Source organism: Streptomyces sp. NPDC107471 (assembly GCF_055582845.1).
This window is the reverse complement of the sequence record NZ_JBVJPC010000002.1, coordinates 573,040-598,063: the sequence shown is the minus strand read 5'-3', so window position 1 is coordinate 598,063 and position 25,024 is coordinate 573,040. Positions and strand designations below refer to the sequence as shown.

26 protein-coding genes are annotated in these 25,024 nt (G+C 71.3%); 13 read left to right on the top strand and 13 right to left on the bottom strand.

Translation table 11 applies throughout. From position 1 onward, the window contains the following. Window positions 1-2 precede the first annotated feature (2 nt). The 4 genes from ACZ66S_RS07620 to ACZ66S_RS07605 all read left to right on the top strand — a co-directional run bounded on the left by ACZ66S_RS07620 (window position 3) and on the right by ACZ66S_RS07605 (window position 3,941). Complete coding sequence (locus tag ACZ66S_RS07620; RefSeq protein WP_007384221.1) at window positions 3-263, top strand: SCO4848 family membrane protein; 261 nt, start codon at window positions 3-5, stop codon at window positions 261-263. Between the two features lie 6 nt (window positions 264-269). Beyond that, window positions 270-1,673, top strand: coding sequence for a metallophosphoesterase (locus ACZ66S_RS07615; protein ID WP_469900401.1), 1,404 nt, complete (start codon window positions 270-272; stop codon window positions 1,671-1,673). Window positions 1,674-1,863: 190 nt separating this feature from the next. Beyond that, window positions 1,864-3,420, top strand: coding sequence for an ABC transporter substrate-binding protein (locus ACZ66S_RS07610; RefSeq protein ID WP_469900399.1), 1,557 nt, complete (start codon window positions 1,864-1,866; stop codon window positions 3,418-3,420). A gap of 122 nt (window positions 3,421-3,542) precedes the next feature. Beyond that, on the top strand, window positions 3,543-3,941 hold the full coding sequence (locus ACZ66S_RS07605) for an ATP-binding protein (RefSeq protein WP_469900398.1): 399 nt from the start codon (window positions 3,543-3,545) through the stop codon (window positions 3,939-3,941). Window positions 3,942-3,959: 18 nt separating this feature from the next. Here the strand turns inward: ACZ66S_RS07605 and ACZ66S_RS07600 are convergent, their stop codons facing one another. Together ACZ66S_RS07600 and ACZ66S_RS07595 are read right to left on the bottom strand one after the other, a co-directional pair. Then, a complete protein-coding gene (locus ACZ66S_RS07600; protein WP_469900397.1) occupies window positions 3,960-5,414 on the bottom strand; it encodes an ATP-binding protein in 1,455 nt (484 codons plus the stop codon). Continuing rightward, window positions 5,411-6,112, bottom strand: a complete 702-nt coding sequence (locus tag ACZ66S_RS07595; RefSeq protein WP_469900396.1) for a response regulator transcription factor — start codon at window positions 6,110-6,112, stop codon at window positions 5,411-5,413. Before ACZ66S_RS07595 ends, ACZ66S_RS07600 begins: the two co-directional genes overlap by 4 nt. 164 nt (window positions 6,113-6,276) lie before the next feature. On the opposite strand from ACZ66S_RS07595, the gene ACZ66S_RS07590 reads away from it, so the two are divergent. Then, window positions 6,277-8,688, top strand: coding sequence for an MMPL family transporter (locus ACZ66S_RS07590; protein WP_469900896.1), 2,412 nt, complete (start codon window positions 6,277-6,279; stop codon window positions 8,686-8,688). A 30-nt stretch (window positions 8,689-8,718) separates the two neighbouring features. On the opposite strand, the gene ACZ66S_RS07585 is transcribed toward ACZ66S_RS07590, so the two are convergent. The 4 genes from ACZ66S_RS07585 to ACZ66S_RS07570 all read right to left on the bottom strand — a co-directional run bounded on the left by ACZ66S_RS07585 (window position 8,719) and on the right by ACZ66S_RS07570 (window position 10,912). Beyond that, window positions 8,719-9,456, bottom strand: a complete 738-nt coding sequence (locus ACZ66S_RS07585; RefSeq protein WP_469900395.1) for a TetR family transcriptional regulator — start codon at window positions 9,454-9,456, stop codon at window positions 8,719-8,721. An 11-nt stretch (window positions 9,457-9,467) separates the two neighbouring features. Beyond that, the gene (locus ACZ66S_RS07580; RefSeq protein WP_469900393.1) at window positions 9,468-9,992 is read right to left on the bottom strand and encodes a thiol-disulfide oxidoreductase DCC family protein; all 525 of its coding nucleotides are present in this window, start codon (window positions 9,990-9,992) and stop codon (window positions 9,468-9,470) included. Next, a complete protein-coding gene (locus ACZ66S_RS07575) occupies window positions 9,989-10,384 on the bottom strand; it encodes a hypothetical protein (protein ID WP_053853181.1) in 396 nt (131 codons plus the stop codon). Before ACZ66S_RS07575 ends, ACZ66S_RS07580 begins: the two co-directional genes overlap by 4 nt. 117 nt (window positions 10,385-10,501) lie before the next feature. Next, the gene (locus ACZ66S_RS07570) at window positions 10,502-10,912 is read right to left on the bottom strand and encodes a VOC family protein (protein ID WP_469900392.1); all 411 of its coding nucleotides are present in this window, start codon (window positions 10,910-10,912) and stop codon (window positions 10,502-10,504) included. Between the two features lie 128 nt (window positions 10,913-11,040). Between ACZ66S_RS07570 and ACZ66S_RS07565 the strand changes: the two genes are divergently transcribed. The 4 genes from ACZ66S_RS07565 to ACZ66S_RS07550 are packed head-to-tail and all read left to right on the top strand — an operon-like array spanning window position 11,041 to window position 14,852. Then, entirely contained in the window at window positions 11,041-11,508 is a 468-nt protein-coding gene (locus ACZ66S_RS07565) for a TM2 domain-containing protein (RefSeq protein ID WP_469900390.1), read from the top strand. Further along, window positions 11,480-11,935: a DUF2752 domain-containing protein gene (locus ACZ66S_RS07560; RefSeq protein WP_469900389.1), complete on the top strand. Its 456-nt coding sequence runs from the start codon at window positions 11,480-11,482 to the stop codon at window positions 11,933-11,935. Before ACZ66S_RS07565 ends, ACZ66S_RS07560 begins: the two co-directional genes overlap by 29 nt. A gap of 50 nt (window positions 11,936-11,985) precedes the next feature. Beyond that, window positions 11,986-12,378, top strand: a complete 393-nt coding sequence (locus tag ACZ66S_RS07555) for a hypothetical protein (RefSeq protein ID WP_469900388.1) — start codon at window positions 11,986-11,988, stop codon at window positions 12,376-12,378. Between the two features lie 2 nt (window positions 12,379-12,380). Continuing rightward, window positions 12,381-14,852: a DUF4132 domain-containing protein gene (locus ACZ66S_RS07550; RefSeq protein ID WP_469900387.1), complete on the top strand. Its 2,472-nt coding sequence runs from the start codon at window positions 12,381-12,383 to the stop codon at window positions 14,850-14,852. 21 nt (window positions 14,853-14,873) lie between these two features. On the opposite strand, the gene ACZ66S_RS07545 is transcribed toward ACZ66S_RS07550, so the two are convergent. The 6 genes from ACZ66S_RS07545 to ACZ66S_RS07520 form a co-directional block, all read right to left on the bottom strand. Further along, the gene (locus ACZ66S_RS07545) at window positions 14,874-16,145 is read right to left on the bottom strand and encodes a M48 family metallopeptidase (protein ID WP_469900385.1); all 1,272 of its coding nucleotides are present in this window, start codon (window positions 16,143-16,145) and stop codon (window positions 14,874-14,876) included. A gap of 197 nt (window positions 16,146-16,342) precedes the next feature. After that, window positions 16,343-17,122: a succinate dehydrogenase iron-sulfur subunit gene (locus ACZ66S_RS07540; protein ID WP_469900383.1), complete on the bottom strand. Its 780-nt coding sequence runs from the start codon at window positions 17,120-17,122 to the stop codon at window positions 16,343-16,345. Then, window positions 17,122-18,876 (bottom strand): succinate dehydrogenase flavoprotein subunit, encoded by a 1,755-nt coding sequence (sdhA, locus tag ACZ66S_RS07535; RefSeq protein WP_469900382.1) that lies wholly within the window; start codon window positions 18,874-18,876, stop codon window positions 17,122-17,124. The genes ACZ66S_RS07540 and sdhA overlap by 1 nt, the downstream gene beginning before the upstream one ends. 19 nt (window positions 18,877-18,895) lie before the next feature. Further along, entirely contained in the window at window positions 18,896-19,378 is a 483-nt protein-coding gene (locus tag ACZ66S_RS07530) for a succinate dehydrogenase hydrophobic membrane anchor subunit (protein ID WP_469900380.1), read from the bottom strand. 5 nt (window positions 19,379-19,383) lie between these two features. Beyond that, the gene (gene sdhC / locus ACZ66S_RS07525; RefSeq protein WP_007384241.1) at window positions 19,384-19,764 is read right to left on the bottom strand and encodes a succinate dehydrogenase, cytochrome b556 subunit; all 381 of its coding nucleotides are present in this window, start codon (window positions 19,762-19,764) and stop codon (window positions 19,384-19,386) included. A 190-nt stretch (window positions 19,765-19,954) separates the two neighbouring features. Next, window positions 19,955-20,503 carry a 2-oxo-4-hydroxy-4-carboxy-5-ureidoimidazoline decarboxylase gene (locus tag ACZ66S_RS07520; protein WP_469900378.1) on the bottom strand — a complete coding sequence of 183 codons (549 nt, stop codon included), beginning with the start codon at window positions 20,501-20,503 and terminating at the stop codon, window positions 19,955-19,957. Between the two features lie 200 nt (window positions 20,504-20,703). Between ACZ66S_RS07520 and ACZ66S_RS07515 the strand changes: the two genes are divergently transcribed. The 4 genes from ACZ66S_RS07515 to ACZ66S_RS07500 all read left to right on the top strand — a co-directional run bounded on the left by ACZ66S_RS07515 (window position 20,704) and on the right by ACZ66S_RS07500 (window position 24,456). Next, window positions 20,704-22,302 carry a beta-N-acetylhexosaminidase gene (locus ACZ66S_RS07515; RefSeq protein ID WP_469900894.1) on the top strand — a complete coding sequence of 533 codons (1,599 nt, stop codon included), beginning with the start codon at window positions 20,704-20,706 and terminating at the stop codon, window positions 22,300-22,302. Between the two features lie 122 nt (window positions 22,303-22,424). Next, complete coding sequence (locus ACZ66S_RS07510) at window positions 22,425-23,189, top strand: DUF4328 domain-containing protein (RefSeq protein ID WP_469900376.1); 765 nt, start codon at window positions 22,425-22,427, stop codon at window positions 23,187-23,189. A gap of 87 nt (window positions 23,190-23,276) precedes the next feature. Then, window positions 23,277-23,780, top strand: coding sequence for a hypothetical protein (locus ACZ66S_RS07505; RefSeq protein ID WP_469900374.1), 504 nt, complete (start codon window positions 23,277-23,279; stop codon window positions 23,778-23,780). Window positions 23,781-23,856: 76 nt separating this feature from the next. After that, window positions 23,857-24,456, top strand: a complete 600-nt coding sequence (locus ACZ66S_RS07500; protein WP_469900372.1) for a hypothetical protein — start codon at window positions 23,857-23,859, stop codon at window positions 24,454-24,456. A 27-nt stretch (window positions 24,457-24,483) separates the two neighbouring features. Here the strand turns inward: ACZ66S_RS07500 and ACZ66S_RS07495 are convergent, their stop codons facing one another. Continuing rightward, the gene (locus tag ACZ66S_RS07495) at window positions 24,484-24,945 is read right to left on the bottom strand and encodes a DUF1877 domain-containing protein (protein WP_469900370.1); all 462 of its coding nucleotides are present in this window, start codon (window positions 24,943-24,945) and stop codon (window positions 24,484-24,486) included. Window positions 24,946-25,024 lie beyond the last annotated feature (79 nt).

Below are 25,024 nucleotides of genomic sequence, written 5' to 3'. Positions count from 1 at the left end.
CCATGAAGCTCAGCCGCCCCGTCTCCTGGTTCCTGCTCGCCTTCGGGGTGTGGAGCTGGATCATCTGGATCACTTTCGTCAAGAACCTCGTCAAGGACGCCAGCGGGCTCGCGTTCGACGACGCGGGCGACCCCACGGGGTACTTCTGGGTGCACCTGCTGCTGGCCGTCGTCTCCTTCGTATTGGGGACGGTCGTCGGGCTCATCGGGTTGCGTGGAGTGCGCGCACTGCGCCGGAACTCACAGCCGACCCCGGAGAGTTAGCAGACCGTGGTCATCGTCTTCGCACTGCTCGCCCTGACCGTCCTGGTGACGGCCAACTGGTACCTGTGGCGTCGCCTCTTCCGCGACACCACCTCCGGCCCCGGCCGGGCCCGCCGCGTGGGCGCGGTGCTCATCGGGGGCGGCTGGGCCCTGGCGATCGCCGCCCTGGTCGCGGAGCGCACGGGCGCGCCCTTCTGGCTCCAGCGGGTGCTCGCGTGGCCCGGCTTCCTGTGGCTCGCGCTGTCGATCTACCTGCTGCTCGCGGTCGTGGCGGGCGAGGTCGTACGACCCCTGCTGCGCCGCTTCCTCGAACGCCGGGACCGGCGCGGGGAGCCGGCCGCGGCCGCCGTACCGCGTCCGGAGCGGGTGCCCGCGGGCGCGCCCTCCGAGAAGGCACAGGGGCAGGGCGGCCCGGCGTCTGGGCAGGCGCAGGAGCCGGTGTCCGAGGAGCCGCGGGAGCGCGGGCGGGGCGGAACGGCGTCGGAGGAGCGCGGGCGGGGCGGAACGGGGTCCGAGGAGCGCGGGCGGGGCGGAACGGGGTCCGAGGAGCCGCGGGAGCCGCGGGAGTCCACCCTCGCCGCCGCCCCGTCCCGTCGCCTCTTCGTCTCCCGGATCGTCGCCGGAGCCGCCGCCGCGGCAGCCGTGGGAACCGTCGGCCAGGGCACCTACGGCGTGCTGCGCGGCCCCGGGGTCAAGCGGGTCACCGTGCCGCTGGCGAAGCTCCCGCGCGCGGCGCACGGCTACCGGATCGCGGTCGTCAGCGACATCCACCTGAGCCCCGTGCTCGGCCGCGGGTTCGCCCAGAAGGTCGTCGACACCATCAACTCCACCCGGCCCGACCTGATCGCGGTCGTCGGCGACCTGGTCGACGGCAGCGTGAAGGACCTCGGCCCCGCGGCCGCCCCCCTGGCCCGGCTGGAGGCACGGCACGGCTCGTTCTTCGTCACCGGCAACCACGAGTACTTCTCCGGCGCCGAGCAGTGGGTCGAGGAGGTACGGCGGCTCGGTCTGCGCCCGCTGGAGAACGACCGTACGGAACTGCCCTGGTTCGACCTCGCCGGTGTCAACGACATCGCGGGCGAGAACGAGGGCCAGGGCCCCGACTTCGCCAAGGCCCTCGGCGACCGGGACACGGCACGCGCGTGCGTGCTCCTCGCCCACCAGCCGGTCCAGATCCACGACGCCGTCGACCACGGCGTCGACCTCCAGCTCTCCGGCCACACCCACGGCGGCCAGCTCTGGCCCGGCAACCTCCTCGCCGAGGCCGCGAACCCGACGGTCGCGGGCCTGGAGCGCTACGGCGACACCCAGCTCTACGTCAGCCGCGGCGCCGGCGCCTGGGGCCCGCCCACGCGCGTGGGCGCCCCCTCGGACATCACGGTCGTCGAACTGGCGTCGAAGCAGACCTGATCACGGCGCGATGCCCTCCGGGCGCTGTGCGAACCCTGTGAAACCTGGCCGAAACCCCCTCGCGGTAACGTCTTCCCCAACTCGACAAATCCCTCTTCCCCCAGGTGAAACACCTGTGATTAGGTGATCCGCGCCACTAGGGGGTGGCACGTGCATTGTGGACCCGAAGGGGTCAGGGGAGGGCAAACCGATGCGTTCGGTTCGCATGCGGATTCTTGCGACGCTGCTCGTTCTGGGAGTTGTGGGGGTAGGCGGCTGGCAGTTGCTGCCGTCCGACGGGGAGACGGGCAGGACGATCAAGGTGGGGACGACCGACGAGGTCACCGCACTCGATCCGGCCGGCGCCTACGACGCCGGTTCATGGGCGCTGTTCAACAACGTGTTCCAGTCCCTGCTCGCCTTCGAGCCGGGCAGTGTCGCACCGGTGCCCGACGCGGCCGAGAGCTGCGCCTTCGTGGGCAGTGATCTGCGCACGTACCGCTGCGAGCTGCGCGAGGGGCTCAAGTTCCCGAGCGGACGCGAGATGACCGCCGAGGACGTCAAGTACTCCTTCAACCGGGTCAAGAAGATCAACTCGGACGTCGGCCCGGCCGCCCTCCTGGACACCCTGAAGTCGGTCGGCGCCGGCGGCCGCACGGTCACCTTCAGGCTCTCCTCGGCCGACGCCACCTTCCCGTTCAAGGTGGCCACGGGGGCCGGTGCCATCGTCGACAGCACCAAGTACCCCGCCGACTCCCTGCGCACCGACAACGGCGTGGACGGCACCGGGCCGTACGAGCTGACGTCGTACACCAAGGGGAAGAAGGCGGTCCTCGCGCCGAACGGCGACTACAAGGGCGAGATCAAGAACACCGGTCGCCCCGTGGAACTCGACTACTTCGGCGACTCGCACAAGCTGAACGACGCCTGGAAGTCCCAGCGGATCGACGTCGCCTACCGCCAGCTACCGCCGGACGTCCTCGCCGGGCTCAACCCGAGCGACCCCCGCCAGCGCGTCTCGGAGGCCGACAGCTCCGAGGTCCGCAACCTCTACCTCAACACCCGCGCGGGCAAGCCGCTGCACGACGTCGAGGTGCGTCAGGCCATGGCCTGGCTGATCAACCGCGAGGAACTGGCCGCCTCGGTGTACGAGGGCACCGTCGACCCGCTCTACTCGCTGATCCCGACCGGCATCACCGGCCACACCACGTCGTTCTTCGACGCCTACCCGGAGCCGAGCGTCAAGAAGGCCCGCGCCCTGCTCACGGCCGCCGGCGTGACCACCCCGGTCCGTTTCACCTACGGCTACGGACTGAACAGCGGTTCCGCCGCCGCGGAGGCCAAGGAGCTCAAGCGGCAGCTCGAGGCGAGCGGCCTGTTCGAGGTGACGCTCAAGGGCTACGAGTGGACCGACTTCCAGAAGCGCTGGGCGACCGGCAAGCTCGACGCCTACGCGGTCGGCTGGGTGGCCGACTACCCCGACCCCGACACCTACGGCGCCCCCCTGGTCGGCACCGACGGCACCATGAACACCGGCTACAGCAGCAACGAGGTCGACCATCTGATTCAGGACAGCCAGCGCTTCGCCGACCGCGGCGAGGCCGAGCAGGACTTCCGCGACGTCCAGGCGTCGGTCGCCCACGACGTCCCGGTCATCCCGCTGTGGCAGGCCAAGGACTACGTCGTGACCAGCGAGGACGTCGGCGGCGGCCAGTACCTCTCGGACGGCACGGGAGTCTTCCGGCTGTGGAGCCTGGACTGGATCTGATCCGGACGCCATCGCGCCGTATCCGACGGACTTGCGCGGAACCGACATTCGCCCGGGTGACGCCGGGCAGTCACTCCACGCAGCACCATGTGACGGAGGTGTGCGCGGGGTGAGGAGCAGATGTGCTGAGACGCAACTCCTTCCGGCTGCCCCGGCACCCGGCTTCCGTCGGACTCGCGCGGCGCCGGGTCCGGGACCATCTGGCCGACTGGGGGCACGGACCCGATGATCCGGCACTGGCCGACGCGGTGCTGCTGGTGTCGGAGCTGGCCACCAACGTGGTGCGCCACGGGCCGCTCCTGGAGCGGGAGTTCGAGGTCGCGGTGACCGCCCTGGCGGACGGTTCCTGCCTCATAGAGGTCTCCGACGAGGGCCGGCTGGAGCCCCGGCTGCGGGTGGTCGGCCAGTTCGAGGAGGCCGGCCGCGGTCTGCACCTGGTGGAGCACATCGCCGCCGCGTGGGGGGTGTGGAGCCGGGGCCGGCACGGCAAGACCGTGTGGGCCCTGGTGATGGCCGACTGAGCGGACCCGCGCTGTGGGTCACGGCCCCGCGCACGCCCGCACCGGCAGCGTGACCGTCACCGCCAGCCCCTCGCCCGGGGCCGTGCGCACCGCCACCTCGCCGCCGTGCGCCCGGACCACACCCTGCACGATCGCCAGACCGAGGCCGCTGCCCGCGCCGCCGCCGACCCGGAAGAACCGGTCGAAGACCCGGGCCGCGTCGTCCGCGGACAGCCCCGGACCCTCGTCGGCGACACACAGCCGTACGACCCCGTCCTCGCGCTCCACCCCCAGCCGCACCGGCACGTCGGCGGGCGTGTGCGTGCGGACGTTCCCCACCAGGTTGCCCAGCACCTGCCGGAGCCCCGACTCGTCGGCCCGCACCAGCAGGGAGCCCTCGGCGGCGACCTCGACGGGCCGGTCGGGCTGCTGTACCCGCAGGTCCTCGGCCGCGTCCCGCACCAGCCGGCTCAGGTCGACGTTCCTGAACCGCAGTTCGGGCTGCTGGTCGAGGCGTGCGAGGGTGAGCAGCTCGTCGACGAGGCGCCCCATCCGGTCGGTCTCCGCGAGGACCCGCGCCCAGGCACGCTTGCGCTCGTCCGGGTCGGACAGCATGCCCTTGTCGTAGAGCTGGAGGTAGCCGCGTATCGCCGACAGCGGGGTGCGCAGCTCGTGAGAGGCGTCGGCGACGAAGCTGCGGAGCTGGGCCGCGCTGCGCTCGCGCGTGCGGTACGCCGACTCGACCTGGTGGAGCATGGAGTTGAGGGCGACCCGGAGCTGCTCGACCTCCAGGGTGGCCTCGCAGCTAGAGGGGATGCGCCGGGTCAGATCGCCCTCGGCGATCGCCGACGAGGTCTCCACCATGTCCTCCAGCGGCCGCATCCGGCGCCGGACACTGAACATCGTCAGACAGGCCAGCAGCGCGAGCAGCAGGGTGCCGATCGCGAGGTCGAGCTTGACGGCCTTGGCGACGCCCTGGTGCAGGACGTCGGTGGGAGCGGCGAGCAGCGCGTACGTGCCGTCGCCGAGCCGGGCGGCGGTGGCGCGGTAGGTGGAGCCGTCCATGGTGACGTCGTGCGGCTCGGAGTCGGCCGCGAGCGCACGCGGGTCGCCCACGGCCTTCGCCAGGTCCCGCTGGGACTCGCTCGGGTCGAAGCCGAGGATGCCGATCGGCTCACCGCGGGTGTCGACGGCCGCGAAGACGGTCTCCGCCGAGCGCTCCTCGTCCTCCTGCGCGGGAATGAGCCGGTCGCGGACGAAGCTCAGCATGCTCAGCGAGTCGATCTCGCGCAGGGTGAGCCGTGAACCGCCCAGGGAGTCGCGGGTCTTGATGAGTTCGCTGTCGATCTGGTCGAGCAGGTAGTACCGCATGCCCATCACGCTCACGGCGGTCGCCGCGACGATGCCGATCGCGAGCAGCACCACGTTGGCCAGCGTCAGCTTGCCGCGCAGCGAGTGGATGCCGTGCCGGCGTCGGGGCAGGCGGAGCTTCATGCCAGCCCGTATCCGACGCCCCGCCTGGTGGTGATCACCGGCGGTCCCAGGGCGTCCAGCTTGCGCCGCAGATAGCTGATGTAGGTCTCCACGACGGTCGACTCGGGCGGGGTGTGCTCGTACTGCCAGACGTGGCGCAGGAGTTGCTCCTTGGGGACGATCCGGCCGCCGTTGCGCACCAGGAAGCGCAGGAGGGCGTACTCGGTGGGGGTGAGCTGGACCGTGCGGCCGTCGCGGTGCACCGAGTACGTCGTCTCGTCCAGCTCCAGGTCGCCGTAGCGCAGCGGGGGCCGCTGCGGCAGGACGTCGGCGGGGCGGGTGCGGCGCAGGACCGCGGTGATCCTGGCGACGACCTCGTCGATGTTGAACGGCTTGGTGATGTAGTCGTCGCCGAAGCCGAGGGCGCCGACGATCTCGGCGGGGGAGTCCCGCGCGGTGAGGAAGACCACGGCCAGGTCGGGCCGCCGCTCGCGCAGCTCACGGCCGAGGGCACGGCCGTCGCCGTCGGGCAGCATGACGTCCAGCAGGGCCGCGTCCGGGCGGGTGCGGTCGGTGAGCGCGAGCGCCTCGCGGACGGAGCCCGCGACCATCACCTCGAACCGGTGGTAGCGCAGGGCGATGGCGAGGACGTCGGCGATGCTCTCCTCGTCCTCCACCACCAGCACGGTGCCCGGACTTCCGCTCTCTCCCCCAGTCATGCCCCCAGTATCGGCCGGGCCACTGACAGTCGGGCCGGTTCGCCCTTTGGAGTTCCTTGAGAGTCATGGGCCTCTCATGTCCACGCGCGCGTGTGCCGCCAATCCTGTTGCCAGGACCTGGGGGACCGACCGACGACGGACAGGGAGTGTGGAGCGTGGCGGTATTGGCACGCTGGTGCTATCGGCACCGGCTGGTGGTCCTGTTGCTGTGGGTGGGGGCGTTGTTCGGGCTGGGAGCGGCGGGTTCGTCCGCGGGCACGAACTACGCGGACGTCTTCTCGCTGCCCGACACGGACTCCAAGAGGGCGTACGACCTGCTGGAGAAGGCCTTCCCGGAGCGCGCGGGCGACACCGACACCGTGGTGTGGAAGGTCGACGAGGGATCGGTGCGGGACGCTTCCGTACGGTCCCGGATCGAGCCCGTGCTGAAGGAGATCGGCGCCATGAAGGGCGTCGGCGAGGTCACCGACCCGTACGCGGCGCGGGGCGCGGGGCAGGTCAGCAAGGACGGGCGGATCGCCTACGCGCAGGTCACGTTCGCGGAACAGGCGAACGCCGTCCCGAAGGACCTGGTGCAGGACGTCGTCGACGCGGCGGAGCACGCGCGCGGTGACGGCCTCCAGGTCGAACTGGGCGGGCAGGCCATCACGCGCGTGCAGGAGCCGCCCACCGGCACCGCCGAGATCGTCGGCATCCTCGCGGCGGCCGTCGTGCTGTTCCTGGCGTTCGGCTCGCTCTTCGCGATGCTGCTGCCGATCCTGGTCGCGCTGTTCGGCGTGGGCACCGGCGTCTTCTCCACGACCCTGATCAGCCACGTCACCAACGTGCCCGAACTCGCCTCGCTGCTGTCGACGCTGATCGGCCTCGGGGTCGGCATCGACTACGCCCTGTTCATCGTCACCCGGCACCGCAAGGGCATCCAGCGCGGCCTCGACCCCGAGGAGGCGGCGGTCACCGCCCTCAACACCTCCGGCCGGGCCGTGCTGTTCGCGGGCGGCACGGTGTGCATCGCGCTGGCCGGCATGCTCGTGACCAACCTGCGCTTCCTGGACGGCGTGGTCATCGGCACCTCGCTGACCGTCGTCCTGAGCGTCCTCGCGGCCGTGACCCTCCTGCCCGCGCTCTTGGGCCTGCTGGGCCACCGCGTGCTCAGCCGCCGCCAGCGGCGCAGGCTGGCCGCGCACGGCCCCGACACGGACCGTCCGAGCGGTCTCGCCGCCCGCTGGTCCGCGACCGTCGAACGCCGCCCGCGCACGGTCGCCGTCCTCGCGGTCGCCGTCATGGCACTGCTCGCCCTGCCGCTGCTGTCCCTGCGCCTGGGCACCGTGGACCAGGGCAACGACGAGGCGTCCTCGACCACCAGGAAGGCCTACGACCTGCTCGCCGAGGGCTTCGGACCCGGCTTCAACGGGCCGCTCCAGGTCGTCGTGGAAGGCGACGCCGGGGAGTCCCTGGTCACGACGATCCGCGGGACACAGGGCGTGGCCCAGGCGGCCTCCGCGCCCCCCGCCAACGGCGTGACGGTGATCCAGGTCGTCCCGACGACCTCACCGCAGGCCAAGCAGACCGACGAGCTCATCGACACCCTGCGGGGCGAGGTGATCCCGGACGCGGGCGTGAAGGCGCACGTGGGCGGTGTCACCGCGGTCTCCAAGGACTTCGCGTCGGTGACCGCCGACCGGCTGCCGTACTTCATCGCCACCATCATCGGGCTGGGCTTCCTGCTGCTCCTGATCGCCTTCCGCTCGATCGTGGTCCCGCTGACGGCCGCCCTCATGAACCTGATCGCGGCCGCGGCCTCCTTCGGCGTCCTGGTCGCGATCTTCCAGTGGGGCTGGGGCCTCGACCTGCTCGGCCTCGGCAAGGAGGGCCCCATCGCGGCCTTCCTCCCGATCATCATGCTGTCGCTCCTGTTCGGCCTCTCCATGGACTACCAGGTGTTCCTGGTCAGCCGGATGCACGAGGAGTGGGTGCACACGCGGGACAACGCGCGCGCGGTGCGCGTCGGGCTCGCCGAGACGAGCCGCGTCATCAACTCCGCGGCCCTGATCATGGTCTGTGTGTTCCTGGCGTTCGTGCTCAGCGGTGACTACGGCGCCGCCATGGCGGGCGTGGGGCTCGCCGCCGCGGTCGCCCTGGACGCCTTCATCCTGCGCACGGCCCTGGTGCCGGCCGCGATGCACCTGCTCGGCGACTCCAACTGGTGGCTGCCGAAGGGGCTGGAGAAGCGCCTGCCGCACCTGGCGGTGGAGCCGAAGGAGGAGGCGGCGCCCGCGCCGGCGGCCCGCGCGGACAGCGGCCCCGCCTCGGCGGTCCACGGCTTCGTCCGTACCGCGGACGGCGAGCCTGTGGCGGGCGCGGCCGTCACGCTGCTGTCGGCCGGGGGCCGCCAACTGGACCGGGTGGAGTCGCTGGCCGACGGCTCGTACATCGTCTCGGTCCCGGCGCCGGGGACGTACCTGCTGGCGACGACGGCCCCGGCGTACGGCTCGCGCGCGCGGCACGTCGTCGTGGGGGAGGGGCCACTGGTGTACGACGTCGAACTGGTCGAGGGCGAGGTCGACGCCGTCAACTGACGTGACCGTCGACGCCGTCGACTGACGTGACTAGGGCTTCCCGCCGGGGGCCGGCATCACCTTCGTCATCCCCGGCAGGAAGTCCGTGAACAGTTCGTGCACCTCCCGCACGAGCGGCCTGAGCACCCGGAAGCGGGCCAGGGACACGCCCCGCGCGGTGAGCCGGGCGCCGCGCTCCGCGAGCCGGTAACTGCGCTCCCGGCCCTCCGTGCGGTCGAAGATCCAGTACAGGACGAGTCCCATCTGGGACAGCCACAGCAACTCGGGCAGGATGTCCCGCAGTTCCTCGGGCACCTTCGTCCTGGTCGCCCCCCGCAGCACCTCCCGGTGGACGGCGATCGCCTCCACGCGCGCGTGCTCCGACTCGGGTGAGAAGGGACTGAGCGGGCTGTCGGGATCGGCGGCGTTCTTGAAGAACTGCACCGCGAACTCGTGGTACGGCTGCGCGATGTCCAGCCAGACCTTCAGGACGCCCGCGAGCCGGGCCTCCAGGTCGCTCTCCCGGGCCAGCACGTCCCGGACCGCCACCTGGTGCTCGGCGGCGATCCGGTCGTAGAAGCCCTGGATCAGGTGCTCCTTGCCGGCGAAGTAGTAGTACGCGTTGCCGACGGAGACACCGGCCTCCTGGGCGATGGCCCGCATGGTGGTCTTGTCGTACCCCCGCTCCTGGAACAGCCGCATGGCGGTCTCCAGGATCAGCGCGCGAGTCTGTTCGGACTTGGTGGACGGCGCGGAGCCCTCTTCGGGGCCTTCGTTCTTGGCGGGCACGACAAGAGAGCCTAGCCAGTGGCGCAGGCGCCGCTGTCACACCCCGGCGGAGTGCGGCTCCAGCCCCGACCCGGGTCGTACGACCACCCGTCCGTCGACCGGTACACCTGCCCGCCCCACCCCGCGCCGCCGGGACGCGTCCCGCCGCCCCACTGCGCCCCGCGCCACTTCGCCGCGGCGAGTACCGCCCCCCTGGCGAACCGGGCGCCCGAGGGGGTGCTGAGGCGATGCGCGAGTCCCCTGTGCTCGCGCAGCGCCCACAGCGTGACGATCCAGGCGGCCGCCGAGCGGTAGACCTGCCCGGAGTCGCCGACCACGGTGATCTCGTCGAGCGTGGCCCGGTGGTCCAGCCCGGGGAACCGCCGCCGGGCCTCCTCCGAGGCGGCCGGCACCAGCTCCAGCGGCACCAACTGCGGCTGCCGTGCGAGCCAGTCGCGCAGGAAGGCGCAGAGCGAGCACTCGGCGTCGTAGAGGACGGTGAGCCGGCGGACCGGAACCCGGTCCGGCCGGTCCGCCGTGCCGGCGTTCGCCGTCATGCCCGGACCCAGTCCTGCGGCGCGACCGGCGGCACCTGCTCGCGCTCCATGGCACCCCGCCTGCGGATGCGGTTGAGGACGTACACGTTGGCCAGGTGCATCACGCCGAGCACCAGAAGCACCACACCCAGCTTGGTGGACAGGGCCTCGAAGATGCCGCGGGTGTCCTCGATCGTGCCGTCGCCGCTGAGGTACAGGGCGACGAACCCGAGGTTCACGAGGTAGAAGCCGACCACCAGGAGGTGGTTGACGGCCTCGGCGAGCTTCTCGTTCCCGCGCAGCACGTCGGCGAGGAAGATCCGTCCGTTCCTGCTGAGCGTGCGGGCCACCCAGACCGTCAGGGCGATGCTGACGACGAGGTAGATGACGTAGGCGACGACCGTGCGGTCCATGCGCCTCCCCCTTCTTGAACGCGTTCAAAACGCTGACGGGAGAGACTGTAGCCCTACTTTTGAACGTGTTCAACTCGTCGGCGGAGAGGTCTGCGTCACGCGTGCGCGTGCTCGTCCTCAGGCGCGCCGGGCGAGCTCCGGGCGCTTGGTGTAGTCGGTGAGGCCGAGGACGTTGCCCCAGGGGTCCGCGATCTCGACGGTCCAGCCGGTGGCCCCCGAGAAGGGCTCGTCGAGCAGTTCGACGCCTGCGGTGCGCAGTTCCCGGGCGGTGGTCCTGGCGTCCGGGACCTCCAGCCACACGCGCGTGGCGGGCCACGGCGGCGGCCGGTGCCCCAGCCCCTCCTCCTGCCGGAGCAGGATCCCGGGCGTCTCGCCGCCGACCTTCAGCAGGGCGATCCCGGCCTCGTCGAGCCGGAAGCCCACGGTGAAGCCCGCGCGCTCGTAGAAGGGAACGGCCTCGGCGAGGTCCCCGACGGGCAGCAGCACGTTGTCGAAACCGAGCAGTTCGTACGACTGGTCATCTGACATGTCGTCAGATTAAGCCTGGGGTGCCGGAACGGGCTTCTGCGACGCGGTGTCCGTCGGGCATGATGACCGGGCTCATTGTCGTCTTTTCACGCGGGTCCTCCCGCTTCGGTCCCCAGGAGCAGTCCCCCTTGAGCGAACAGCAGGGCCACGAACAGCAGGACCCCAAGCAGGGCCCGCCGCCGGGATACCAGCAGCCGGGACCTCAGGGCTACCCGCCGCCGGGCTACCCGCCCCCGGGCCCGCAGCAGCAGGGCCCGCACCAGCAGGGCTACCAGCAGCAGGGCTATCCGCCTCCCGGGTTCCCGCCGCCGGGCTACTACCCGCCCCCGGGGACGTACACCGGCGACCCCAACGCCCCGTACGGCTACGACCCGTACGGACGGCCGTACTCCGACAAGTCGAAGGTCATCGCGGGCATCCTCCAGCTCACCCTCGGCGGCTTCGGCGTCGGACGCTTCTACCTCGGCAACGTGGGGATGGGGCTCGCCCAGCTCTTCACCTGCGGCGGCCTGGGCGTCTGGTCGCTGATCGACGGCATCCTCCTGCTCACCGGGAACGACCACACCGATGAACACGGCCGGATCCTCCGCAGCTAGGGCACGGGGGACCGAACCCCCGCTGCCTCCGCCGCCCCCGCGGCGCTCCCCGCTCCGCCACCCCGCGACGGCACCCGCGGCGGTGCTCGCCGCGGGTGCCGCCGGTGCCGGGTACCTCTACGGCACCGACCCGCACGAGCCCGGCCACGTCCTGCCGCAGTGCCCGTTCCGCATGCTCACCGGCCTGCTCTGCCCCGCCTGCGGCGGCACCCGCATGGTGTACGACCTGATGCACGGCCACCTCGCCCAGGCCTGGCTGGACAACCGGGTCCTGCTGCTCGCCTCGCCGTACGCCCTCGTCCTGCTGGGGCGCTGGGCGTGGGCGGGCCTGCGCGGCCGCCGCTGGCGTCCCGTGCTGAGCCCCCGGGCACAGGTGGCCGTCCTCGCGCTCGCCCTGGCCTGGACGGTGGCCCGCAACAGCGTCTAGTCCCGTTCGCCCGGGGCCCGTTGTCAGTGCCGCCTCGTACTGTCGTCGGCATGGGAATCGTGATGTTCGTCGACGAGACGACAAGCGGGAGCCGTAGCGACGGCTGGGGTCTGGAGATCGCCGAGGAGCGGCTCACCGTGCGTGAGGTGATCCGCCGCCGGGTCTTCCAGGAGGTCGCCGAGTACAACGCGCGCACACCCGCCGTCTTCCAGGGCCTGGTCCAGCCCGAGGACACCGAACGCGTGCTGAACGGCTACGCGTTGCGCACGCCCCGCCGCATAGACCCCGAGACCCAGACCGAGCTCGCCCTCCAGGCCTTCACGGGCAACGGCTTCCTGGTGCTGGTCGGCGACCGTCAGGTCACCGAGCTCGACGAGGAGATCGACCTCGTGCTCGGCACCGAGGTGACGTTCCTGAAGCTCGTCCCGCTGGTGGGTGGCTGACCATGGGCCAGATCCAGAAGTACAAGGATCTGATCGGCCGCCGCGTCACCGACGACGAGCCGGAGGAGCTCGCCGCCGACCTGCTCAAGGCAGCGGCCGTCAACAACGGCAACTGGACCGGACTGTGGGAGGGCGTCCTCGCCCGGCTGCACGACCTGCCGCCGCAGACGCGGTCGCGGATCGCCGACGGCCTCGTGACGCAGTACCACGCGAAGCAGGCGGGCCCCATCGCCCGCCAGAACACGCTGGTCCTGCTGGGAATCGTCTGCCGCGACCTGCCGCCCCACGACCGCCTCACCGCGGAGCGCCTGGCACTGCTCGACACGATCTCCCGGCAGCACTCCTTCTGGTACGGCGCCCGCTACGAGAACCTCATCGAGGCGGAGCTGGCCGCGGGCCGCCCGATCGCGCCCGCCGTCGTCGCCACCGTCCGCCGGGCCGTCCTGCACGCCTATCACAACGAGGACCTGCCCAGGACGGCGAGGAAACTGACCGAGCCGCCCCTGAACGTCGGCGAGGAGTGGGCCGAGGAAGCCCTGCGCGAGACCGACGCCGACTGGCGGCAGCTCCTCGCCCATATGGCGACCGCCACCGCCGCCAAGCCCTCCGCCAAGTGGGACAAGCAGGCCACCGCCCTGGTCGGCCCGCTCGGCGCCGACCGGGTCCGCGCGGCGGTGATCCGCTGGCTCGCCCTCGTCGGCCGCCCCCGCACCTTCGAGCTGGACCGCGGCCGCTACGAACCGGACGTCAACAGCGCCTACGACCCCTACAACGCCAACGCCCTGCGCGGTCTCGCCTGGCTGCTCTCGCTGCTGCCGCCGCACCCCGACACCGCCCGCGCCCTCGGCACCCTCGTCGAGACGTCCCTCAAGAAGGTCGCCGGCATCGGCCCCCGCAACCCGAAGGTCGCCAACGCCGGGGTCAACGCACTCGCCCGCATCGACAGCGAGGCCGCCCTCGCCGAACTGGCCCGGCTGGCCACCCGGGTGACGTACAAGAACACCGCCAAGCTGCTCGACGCGGCTCTGGAGGCCCGTGCCGTCGCCCTGGGGCTCAGCCGCGAGGAGATCGAGGAACTGGCCGTACCGGCCTACGGCCTTACCGGGGTCGGCCGCGCGGAGCACCGGCTCGGCGAGGCCACCGCGGTCCTCGAGGTCCAGGGTTCCAAGGCCGTGCTGACCTGGAGCAACGCGAGCGGCAAGCAGGTCAGGAGCGTGCCCGCCGCGGTACGACGGGACCACCCGGAGGACCTGAAGGAGCTCAAGGCGGCCGTCAAGGACATCGACAGGATGCTGTCGGCGCAGAGCGAGCGCCTGGACCGCCAGTTCCTGGCCGACCGCACCTGGTCCTACGCCACCTGGCGCGAGCGCTACCTCGACCACCCCCTGGTCGGCACCCTGGCCCGCCGCCTGCTGTGGACGGTGGACGGCACGACGGTCGGTTACGCCGAGGGCGCCCTGCGCACCGTCACGGACACGCCGGTCACCGACGGCACGGAAGTCCGCCTGTGGCACCCGGTGGACCACACCCCCGCGGAGATCGTCGCCTGGCGGGACTGGCTGGAGCGCCACGCCGTCACCCAGCCCTTCAAGCAGGCCCACCGGGAGGTCTACCTGCTGACGGACGCCGAGCGCGCCACCGGCACCTACTCCAACCGCTTCGCGGCGCACGTCCTGCGCCAGCACCAGTTCCACTCCCTGGCGGCGGCACGGGGCTGGAACAACAAACTCCGCCTGGCCGTCGACGACGAGGCCCCGCCGGCCGTCCGCGACCTGCCGCGCTGGGGCCTGCGCGCCGAGTTCTGGATCGAGGGCGAGGGCGGCGAGGACTACTCGGACATCACCGACTCCGGCAGCTTCCTGCGACTGCGCACCGACCAGGTCCGCTTCTACCCGATCGACGCCCCGGAGAACTCGGCACACTGCGCGGGCGGCGCGTACCACATGTGGCTGCGCGACGGCGCGGACCCGGTGGACCCCCTGCCCCTGACCGACATCCCGGCCCTGGTCCTGTCCGAGGTCCTGCGCGACGTGGACCTGTTCGTCGGCGTCGCCAGCATCGGCAACGACCCCACCTGGCAGGACGGCGGCCCCGGCGGCCGCTTCCAGGAGTACTGGACGTCGTACGGCTTCGGAGAGCTCAACCAGAGCGCCGAGACCCGCCGTCTCCTCCTGGACCGCCTGATCCCGAGGCTCGCGATAGCCGACCGCTGCACCCTGGAGGGCCGCTTCCTCCACGTCAAGGGCGACCGCCACACGTACAAGATCCACCTCGGCTCGGGCAACATCCTGCGCACCCCGAACGACCAGTACCTGTGCATCGTCCCGAAGTCCGGCCCGTCCGGTTCGTCCGCCCCGCAGGCCGGCTACCTCCCCTATGAGGGCGACCGCATGCTCGCGGTCATCCTGAGCAAGGCGATGATGCTGGCGGACGACACGAGGATCACGGACCCGACCATCCTGAGCCAGTTGTGACGGACCCGGCCCCGGAGGCCGTCACACGTGCTCGTATCCGTCCCTGACGACCTCCCGGGCCAGCGTCCGGCGCACGTCCGCCAGTTCGCCCGCGATCCGCTCGGACCGGTCGGGGTCCGCCGTCACCGAGGCGGGCACCGGCGGGCCCTCCAGCAGGAGCCGACGCCGCAGATGGGTCGGCGGGTGACTCGCGTCGACGCTGTGCCCCCGGAGCGCCCCGACCCGGCGCTGACGCTCGTACTCGGGCTCCGGGATCGAGTCCATGTGCGCGGCGAGCGCCTCCCACAGACCTTCGGAGTCCTGTCCGGCGGCGCCCCGTGCGTGCATCCGGCGGCTGTTGATCTCGCGGTGCAGCGTGGTGGCGATCGAGTCGACCACCAGCAGACGGTCCATCAGGCCGGCCGCGCCCTCCGTGGACCCGGTGCGGGCCGAGGCCGCGTCGGCCAGGTACTCACCGCGCTGGGAGGCCGGGGCGGTCAGCAGTTCGAGCAGCGTCACCAGAGCGGTGACCAGCAGCCGGAACGGGATGAAGGCCAGATTGGTGATCGCGTGGATCACGTTCGGGTTCGGGATCGGCTGGAGGTAGTACAGCCAGGTGCCCACCGTCCGGAAGGCGGTTCCCACGACCATGCCGTACCGGGTGTCGCCGTGGGTGAAGTGGCCGAGCTCGTGGCCGAGGAGCGCGATGCGCTGCTGGGGGCTCAGCACCTCCCAGAGCGGCAGGCCCAGCGTCAGGAGCCGGCCCCGCAGCCCGAGCTGGGTCACGCTCGCGTTCGCCTCCACGTCGACGACGACGGCGTCCACGCCCCGGGTGCCCTGGGCTGCGGCGATCTCGTCGATGAGCGCGTACAGTTCCGGCGCCTGGTCCCGCAGCAGGACCCGGTCGTCCTCGGACAGCCGGTTCAGCCGCGGCCGCAGCGACCAGGCCAGCGCCAGGAAGAACAGCCCGAACGCCATGCCGAGCCCGCCCCAGCCGGCGACCAGCCCCCACACGCCGACCGCGGCCAGGACACAGGTCAGCCCGTGCACGGCGAGCGCGATCGCGTAGGCGAGCAGCCCGGACACCGTGCGCCCGCCGCTGCTCCCGGCCCGCAGTTCCTTGAACAGCAGCGTGCCGTAGTGCTGCGCGATCCTGCGCCGCACCTTGGCCGGCCCGCGCGTCTGCTCGCCGGGCCCCTGCGGATCGACGTTCCAGTCGCAGACGGCACACCAGGTGGTGAACCGTCTGTCCGCACGGATCTGCACGCCGCACCGCGGGCACGACGACACGATCTCCTCTTCAGCGGTACGCACCGCTGCCCCCTCGCCCCCGTGGCCCCTCCCCAGAGGCCGCCCAGCTCATGACCGGCGCAGTCGATCACGCCCGGCACCCCCCGCGCAATCCCGAATCCAGCCGCCGTTCCCCCACGCCCCCGCGCCAAAAACGGGAAGGCCCCGTTCCCCGGCGCGAACCGGGGAACGGGGCCCATCTCACCGCAGGAGAACGGAGATCAGAAGCGCCGAGTGATCAGCGCCCGCTTGACCTCCTGGATCGCCTTCGTGACCTCGATGCCGCGCGGACAGGCGTCCGTGCAGTTGAACGTCGTGCGGCAGCGCCACACGCCGTCGCGGTCGTTGAGGATCTCCAGGCGCTGCTCGCCCGCCTCGTCACGCGAGTCGAAGATGAAGCGGTGCGCGTTGACGATGGCCGCCGGACCGAAGTACTGGCCGTCGTTCCAGAAGACCGGGCAGGAGGAGGTGCAGGCCGCGCACAGGATGCACTTCGTGGTGTCGTCGAAGCGCTCGCGGTCCTCCGCCGTCTGCAGGCGTTCCCGGGTCGGCTCGTTGGTGTCCTTCGTGATCAGGAAGGGCATCACGTCGCGGTACGCCTGGAAGAACGGCTCCATGTCGACCACGAGGTCCTTCAGGACCGTCAGGCCCTTGATGGGCTCGACCGTGATCGGCTTCGACGGGTTGATGTCCTTGATCAGCGTCTTGCACGCCAGCCGGTTCTTGCCGTTGATCCGCATCGCGTCCGAGCCGCAGATGCCGTGGGCGCAGGAGCGGCGGAAGGTGAGCGTGCCGTCCAGTTCCCACTTGATCTTGTGAAGGGCGTCGAGGACACGCTCCTTCGGGTCGATCTCGAGCTGGAAGTCTTCCCAGGTCGCCTCCGCCGAGACCTCCGAGTTGAAGCGGCGGATGCGGAGGGTGACCGTGATGTACGGGGAGTCGGCGAAACCGGGCTCGGGCGTGCCGGCCGCGTCCGCCTTCTCCAGGGTCGGGGTAGCCATCAGTACTTACGCTCCATCGGCTGGTAGCGGGTCTGGACGACCGGCTTGTAGTCGAGACGGATGGACTCGGTGCCGTCGTCGCCCACCTCGCGGTACGCCATGGTGTGGCGCATGAAGTTGACGTCGTCGCGGTTCGGGTAGTCCTCGCGGTAGTGACCGCCGCGGGACTCCTTGCGGGCCAGCGCGGAGACCGCCATGACCTCGGCGAGGTCCAGCAGGTTGCCGAGCTCGATGGCCTCCAGCAGGTCGGTGTTGAAACGCCGGCCCTTGTCCTGGATGGCCACGTTCCTGTAGCGCTCGCGCAGCTCCGCGATCTTCTCGACCGCCGTCTTGATCGTCTGCTCGGTGCGGAACACCATGACGTTCGCGTCCATGGTCTCCTGCAGCTCGCGCCGCAGCACCGACACGCGCTCGGTGCCGGTCGACGCCCGGAGGTGCTCCACCTGCGCGACCACGAGCTCCGCCGGGTTCTCCGGCAGCTCGACGTAGTCCGCCTTCTGGCTGTACTCCGCCGCCGCGATACCGGCCCTGCGGCCGAACACGTTGATGTCCAGCAGCGAGTTCGTGCCCAGACGGTTCGCACCGTGCACCGAGACGCAGGCGACCTCGCCGGCCGCGTACAGACCGGGGACGACGGTGGTGTTGTCCGCCAGGACCTCACCCTCGACGTTCGTCGGGATGCCGCCCATCGCGTAGTGCGCGGTGGGCTGGATCGGGATCGGGTCGGTGTACGGCTCGATGCCCAGGTAGGTGCGGGCGAACTCGGTGATGTCCGGGAGCTTCGCGTCGAGCTGCTCCGGCGGCAGGTGCGTGAGGTCGAGGTAGACGTGGTCGCCCTCGGGACCGCAGCCGCGGCCCTCACGGATCTCCGTGTAGATGGAGCGGGACACGACGTCACGGGACGCGAGGTCCTTCATGACCGGCGCGTACTTCTCCATGAAGCGCTCGCCGTCCTTGTTGCGGAGGATGCCGCCCTCACCGCGGGCGCCCTCCGTCAGCAGGATGCCCATGCGCCAGATGCCGGTCGGGTGGAACTGGAAGAACTCCATGTCCTCCAGCGGCAGCCCGCGACGGTAGACGGCGGCCTGGCCGTCACCGGTCAGGGTGTGCGCGTTGGACGTCACCTTGAAGAACTTGCCGCAGCCGCCGGACGCGTAGATCACGGCCTTCGCCTGGAAGACGTGGATCTCGCCGGTCGCCAGCTCGTACGCCACGACACCGGCCGACCTCTTGACGCCGTCGACCTCGGTGATCAACTGGTCCAGGACGTAGAACTCGTTGAAGAACTCCACGCCCTCCTTCACGCAGTTCTGGTACAGCGTCTGAAGGATCATGTGGCCGGTGCGGTCGGCCGCGTAGCAGGAGCGGCGGACGGGCGCCTCACCGTGGTTGCGGGAGTGACCGCCGAAGCGCCGCTGGTCGATCGTGCCGTTGGGCGTCCGGTTGAACGGCAGGCCCATCTTCTCCAGGTCGAGGACCGAGTCGATGGCCTCCTTCGCCAGGATCTCCGCGGCGTCCTGGTCGACCAGGTAGTCGCCGCCCTTGACCGTGTCGAAGGTGTGCCACTCCCAGTTGTCCTCCTCCACGTTGGCCAGCGCGGCGGCCATGCCGCCCTGCGCGGCGCCCGTGTGGGAGCGGGTGGGGTAGAGCTTGGTCAGGACCGCGGTGCGGCTGCGCTTCGTGGACTCGATGGCCGCGCGCATGCCCGCGCCACCGGCGCCGACGATGACGGTGTCGTACTTGTGGATCTTCATGATTCTCGCAGCCCCGTGCCTAGCGGATGTTCGGGTCGAAGGTGAAGATCACCAGCGTGCCCAGCAGGATGGTGAACACCGTGGCGGTGTAGAGCAGGCCCTTGAGCCACAGCCGGGTGTTCGGGCGCTCCGCGTAGTCGTTGATGATCGTGCGCAGGCCGTTGGCGCCGTGCAGCATCGCCAGCCACAGCATCATCAGGTCCCAGACCTGCCAGAACGGGGACGCCCAGCGGCCGGCCACGAAGGCGAAGCCGATCTTCGAGACACCGCCGTCCAGCACGAGCTGGATCAGCAGGTGACCGATGACCAGGACGACCAGCACGACACCCGACAGCCGCATGAACAGCCACGCGGCCATCTCGAAGTTGCCGCGGGTGGAGCGGGGGGTCTTCTTGGTGCGCTTGCGCGGGGCCTCGATCAGCGGCGCCGGGTTGTCGACGCCGAAGCCGGAGTCGCCCTCGACGGGGCCGATGCCGGAAGCGGTGGTTTCAGTGGTCGCCATCGGTATCAGCTCCCGAACAGTTCACGAGCGGCGTGGCCGAGGACGGGGTAGATCGCCCCGATCATGAGCACGACCCACAGGCCCACGACGGACCAGAGCATCTGCTTCTGGTAGCGCGGGCCCTTCGACCAGAAGTCGACGGCGATGACGCGCAGGCCGTTGAGCGCGTGGAAGAGGATGGCGGCCACGAGGCCGTACTCCAGACACGCGACGAGCGGGGTCTTGTACGTGGCCACGACCTTGTCGTAGTCCTCGGGTGAGACACGGACGAGAGCGGTGTCCAGCACGTGAACGAACAGGAAGAAGAAGATGAGGACGCCGGTGACTCGATGAGCCACCCAGGACCACATTCCTTCCCGGCCGCGGTACAGCGTTCCAGCCGGCACGGAAGTCCCTCCGGGAGCGGGGTGTCGGGGCCAGCCGGCTTGTGCTGTCGGTCGGGCCCGGCCGGGTACGGTCCACCGGCCCCCAGCATCGTAGCGACGTGTTGTCGGAACGCTTACGCCGGGCCTATCTGTGTGATCAAAGTGGCACGCGGATGGGGGAACTGGGCGGCTAATGGGGTGGTCTGCGCTGTTATGTGCCGGGTGCGGGTTGTGTGTGGCTGGTCGCGCGGTCCCCCGCGCCCCTGAGCGACCTGGCCAGCCGTCCTCGTGCCAGGCGGCGGAGTTCCTCTGCCGCGACCACCCGCTCGTCCTCCGGATCGTTCGCCAAACGTGACCGGATGCCTGCCAGGACGTGATCGAGGGCCTCGGACGGAGGCAACCCGTCCAGGCAGATCACGAAGGCGTGGCCGAAGCGGGCCTCGTAGGCGGCGTGGGCCGCGTCGAGAGCCATGTGGGCGGCGACGTACGCGCCGTCCGGCAGGACCGCGAGCGTCTCTCCCGCCAACGCCTCCGACAGGTCCGCGGGTGTCAGGTCGTACGTCGCCTCGTCCGACGCGGCCAGCAGGGCCTCGACCGTCGGGTAGGGGCGGTGGGCCGCGATGCGGTCCGCCCAGCGCAGGCTGCGGAGGCAGTCCAGCAACAGGCCCCGGGCCTCGTCGGGCGGCGCGATGTTGAAGGCGTCCAGCACGGTGGGCAGGGACGGTATGGCCAGTCGGCCGAGAGAATGTGTGGGCGTCACGTGTGTTTCGACAGGGGAAGCTGTGAGCGGTGTGACCTCACGTTATCGAGAGTGGACATGACCTGTCCGACGGATGCCCGAATTTCACCCGCACGGGAGAGTTTCGGAACGTGTGGTGGACACAGCCCTGCCTCTCAAGGCCCTAGGTTGACGATGTGAGCCAGCACAGGAAGCGACCGGAGAAGCAGGCGCGGGGGCTGATGATCGCGGGCGCGGTCGCCGTCACCGTCGCGGCCGGAGTGGGTCTCGGGCTGTGGGCGGGCGGCGACGGCGAGCCCGCCGGATCGGCGCAGTCCCGGGCCCAGTCGCCAGAGGGCGGCAGAGCGGAAGGCTCCCGGGCCCCGAGTCCGGCCCCCAGCCCCACCCGTTCCTACCCCTTGTCCACCACCCCCCGCACCATCCCCGCCGTGCGCGCCCACACCCCCGCGCGCGGTCCCGGCTGGCGTCCCGCCTCCGGCCTGCGCGTGGTCGTGAACGACGCCGACCTCGCCGACGAGGGGCGCCTGCTCGCGAGTGAGCTGGGGCTGACGTACGCCGGGCGGAAGGACGACGTCCGCGCCGGGGACGTACGCCTCACGCTCAACGACGACGAGGGCGCGGACCCGGAGTCGTACCGCATGACCGTGCGCGGCGGGCGGGTGGCCATCAGCGCGCCGGACGACGCGGGCGTGTTCTACGGCACCCGCACGCTCAAGCAGGAGGTGCGCGGCGGCGGCACGGCCCCGGAGGGCGTCGTGCGCGACGAGCCCGCCAAGCCGGTGCGCGGGTTCTCCCTGGACATGGCCCGCAAACCCCTCACGGCCGGCTGGATCGAGGACCGGGTCCGGGAACTGGGCGACCTGAAGTACAACCGGCTCCAACTGCACTTCTCCGACGACCAGGGCTTCCGGATCGCGTCCGACTCGCACCCGGAGATCGTGTCGCGGCAGCACCTGACGAAGGCCCAGGTCAGGAAGATCATCGCGCTCGCGGCGCAGCGGCACATCCAGGTCGTGCCGGAGCTCGACTCGCCCGGACACCTGGGCGCGGTCCTCGCCGCGCACCCCGAGCTCCAGCTACGCAGCGCGGCGGGGGCCGCGACGCGCGGGGCCGTCGACATCTCCGACCCCGCGTCGGGCAAGCTCGTGGACGATCTGCTGAAGGAGTACGCGGGGCTGTTCCCCGGCGCCGACTGGCACCTCGGCGGCGACGAGTACCAGGCGCTGACGGTGTCCGACCCGGCGGCGACCTACCCCCAGCTCGCCACCGCCGCCCGCAAGGCCTACGGCTCGGGCGCCACCGTCGCGGACCTGACGACCGGGTGGCTCAACGACCGCGCCGAGACCGTCCGAGCGCTCGGCAGGAAGCCGCTGGCCTGGAACGACGGATTCTTCCGGGGGACGTCCGTCCGTCCCGCCGACGACATCCGGGTCGCCTACTGGACGGGCAAGGAGATCGGCGCCCGGCCGCCGCTGGACTACCTGAGCGCGGGCCGGGACGTCGTCAACTACAACGACGAGTTCCTCTACTACGTCCTCGGGCAGCCCAACCGGTTCTACTACCCGACGGGACAGCGGATCTACGAGGAGTGGACCCCGAGAGTCCTGCGCGGCACGACGGCCGTCCCCTCCCGGTACGACGACCAGATCCTCGGCGGGTTCTTCGCGGTGTGGGGCGACTTCCCGAACGCGCAGACGCAGGACCAGATCGCCGCGGGCATCCGGATGCCGCTGCGGGCGACCGCGCAGAAGCTGTGGGACCCGGGGAAGCCCGCGCTGACCTGGACGCAGTTCAAGGCGCTGGCGGACAAGCTGGGCTGAGGAGCCGGGCGTTCCCTGTGGACGTACGAGGCCGTCGAACCGTATGTTCCGCATGCCGCGCGTGAGGCTCTGGGGAGAACCCGCGCGGTCTGCTGATCGTCCACACCTCGGGGGAACTCGCCATGCTCTGCACGCGCTGCCACCACTTCGAAGCGGTACCCGAGGGAGTCCTGTGCACCCAGTGCGCCGCGGCGCCCGCGGTCCAGGCCCCGCCGGCCGGCGCCCCGAAGGCCTGGCTGCGCTCGCCGATCGGGCTCGGACGGGCCACCGCGGTACTGCTCGCGGTGGCCGCGGCCGTCGACGCGTTCGCCCTCGGGGCCGACTTCCTGACGTACGACGTCACGGGTGACGCCCTTGGGGGCGACCCCGGGGACTCCGTGCTGGACCGGGCCGACCTGGCGGACACGCTCACCGGCGTGGCCGCCTCCGCGCAGGCCGCCGTCCTGCTGGCCTGTGCCGTCGTCTTCGTGATCTGGCTCTGGCGGGTGCGGGTCAACGCCGAGGTGTTCGCCCCGGAGGGGCACAGCAAGGCGCGCGCCTGGGTCATCGCGGGCTGGGTGGTGCCGATCGTGAGCTTCTGGTACCCGCGCCGGGTGGTCCTCGACGTCTGGGACGCGAGCAGCCCGGAGGACAGGCGCGAGGGGCACGCCCTGGTCAACGTCTGGTGGACGCTGTGGCTCCTGACGAACGTCGTCGGGCGGTTCCTGGCCGGCATGGCGGGGGAGGCCGACACCTTCCAGGAGATCCACGACACGGCGGTCCAGATGCTGTTCGCCGACGGTGTCGACCTGGTCGCGGCCCTGGTCGCCGCCGCCCTCGTGCTGCGGCTGACCCGGATGCAGGACGAGAAGGCCCGCCGGGGACCGGTGGCACCCGTCGCCGGATGACGGATTTGGTCCATCCTGCTGCGAACTGCCGTACGAATGTGGTGTATTCGGGCCCCAACCGTACCGAGCAGCCGGGGGGAACCGGGGATGGGCTACTGGGGTTACTTCGTCGTGGGCCGCGGGGAGCGGCCGCTGGCCGAACTGGACGCGCTGGCCGGCGCCGAGGGCATGGTCCTGCGCGAGTCGGCGCCCGGGGGATGGCAGGTCTGGGAGTACGCGAGCGGCGAGGGCGACGTCGGGAACATGAACACCCTCGCCCAGGAGACCGGTTCGCCCGCCCTCTTCGGGTACGTGATGGACAGCGCCTCGGTGGTCCTGGAGGCGGCGGGGCCGCGGAGCGGGGCCTGGACGACCTGTCTGGCCCGGACCGCCATGGCCGGGTACCTCGGGGACGGCGGGGAGGGGCTGACCCTGGAGGACTACTTCCTCGAACCCCGGGACGCGGCCGCGCGGGCCGTCGCCTGGGCCGCGGAGGCGGGGCACGAGGTGGCCGAGGAGCCACTGCTCGACGTACTGAACGCGGAACCCGACCCGTTGGCTGAAAACCTCTTCTTCCGTATGCTCGACCGGCTCGGTGTGGTGCCCCTGTGACACTCCCGGGCCGTCGCACGCAGTAAGGGGAAGTGCGGGTTCCGTAAGGGAATGCCGCTCGGCGAGGGAGGCGTGGATGAGTCTGGTGGAGCTGATCGGCCAGGCCGACGAACGCGGCCTGGCCGCCAGCGGGTTGGCTTGTTTGGATCGGTGCGTACCGCTGCTCGGCGGCGACGACGAGGTCCTGCGACCGCTGTGGGCGGGGCTCGCGGACGACGCCGGGGCCGCGGAGTGGGGCGAACGGCTGGAGCAGGTGCGCGGAAAGCTGGGCGGGGGCGCGGAGTTCGGCGACACCGACGCCGACGCCGACCGTCCCTCCGGCTCGGGTGAGGACGAGGCCGTGCTGCTGGCCCGCCGGATGCTCGCCGCCGCGCCGGCCGAACGGTCCGCCACCGGGGTGCGGGAGTGGGCCGACGCCTGCTCGGTCGCCGCGCTGCAGATCCACCGGCTGCTCGACCCCCTGACGGACGCCGGCGAGTCGGTCGACGCCCGCCGAGAAGGTCGTACGGAGGGCATGTCCCCGCTCGTCGCCGCCGAACTGCGCCGTCAGATCACCGTCCTGGAGCTGCTGGCCGGTCACGGACCGGCGGGTCTGCGGCCGGCTCTGGAGGTGTGCACGGAGGGTCGTCGGGTGCTGCGCGCGGTGGTGTCCCGCAGGAGCCGCCGGCGCGGGTGAGAGCCGTCGGCCCGGTGGCCGGGTGGCTCAGTGGACGAGCCACTTGACCACGGCGTCGCCGTACTGGGCCGTCTGCCCGTAGAACGCCGTGAGATCGCGGTGCGCCGCCGCGAACACCCCCCGCGCCTCGTGTTCCGCGGGCGCCCCGCCGTGTCTCGGCAGCAGTTCCTCGCGGGCGACCCGCCACAGGGCCTCGAAGTCGGCCGACCCCAGGTACGCCGAGACCCGGTTCGCCCGGGCCGCGGTCAGCAGCAGGAACGGGGGCTTGTCGTGGTCGCCCGGGTAGACCGGGAGGCCGCCGAGGACCACCTCGGCTCCGGCGTACAGCAGTTCGTGGTCCAGGTAGGACTTGTCCAGCACCTCCTCCCGGTGCCGTCCGATGCGTTCGCGTACGGCGTCCCAGTCGTCCTCGAACAGCCGTTGCATCCAGTTCGCGCTGTTGCGCAGGGCCGAGGGCGGCACCGCGCGGAGATGGAAGTAGTCGCTCATCAGAGACAGGAGCGCAGGGCGGGGGCGAATCGTCACTCCGGCGTCAACCTCGCTACCGGAAGGGTCCTGTGACCGTCCG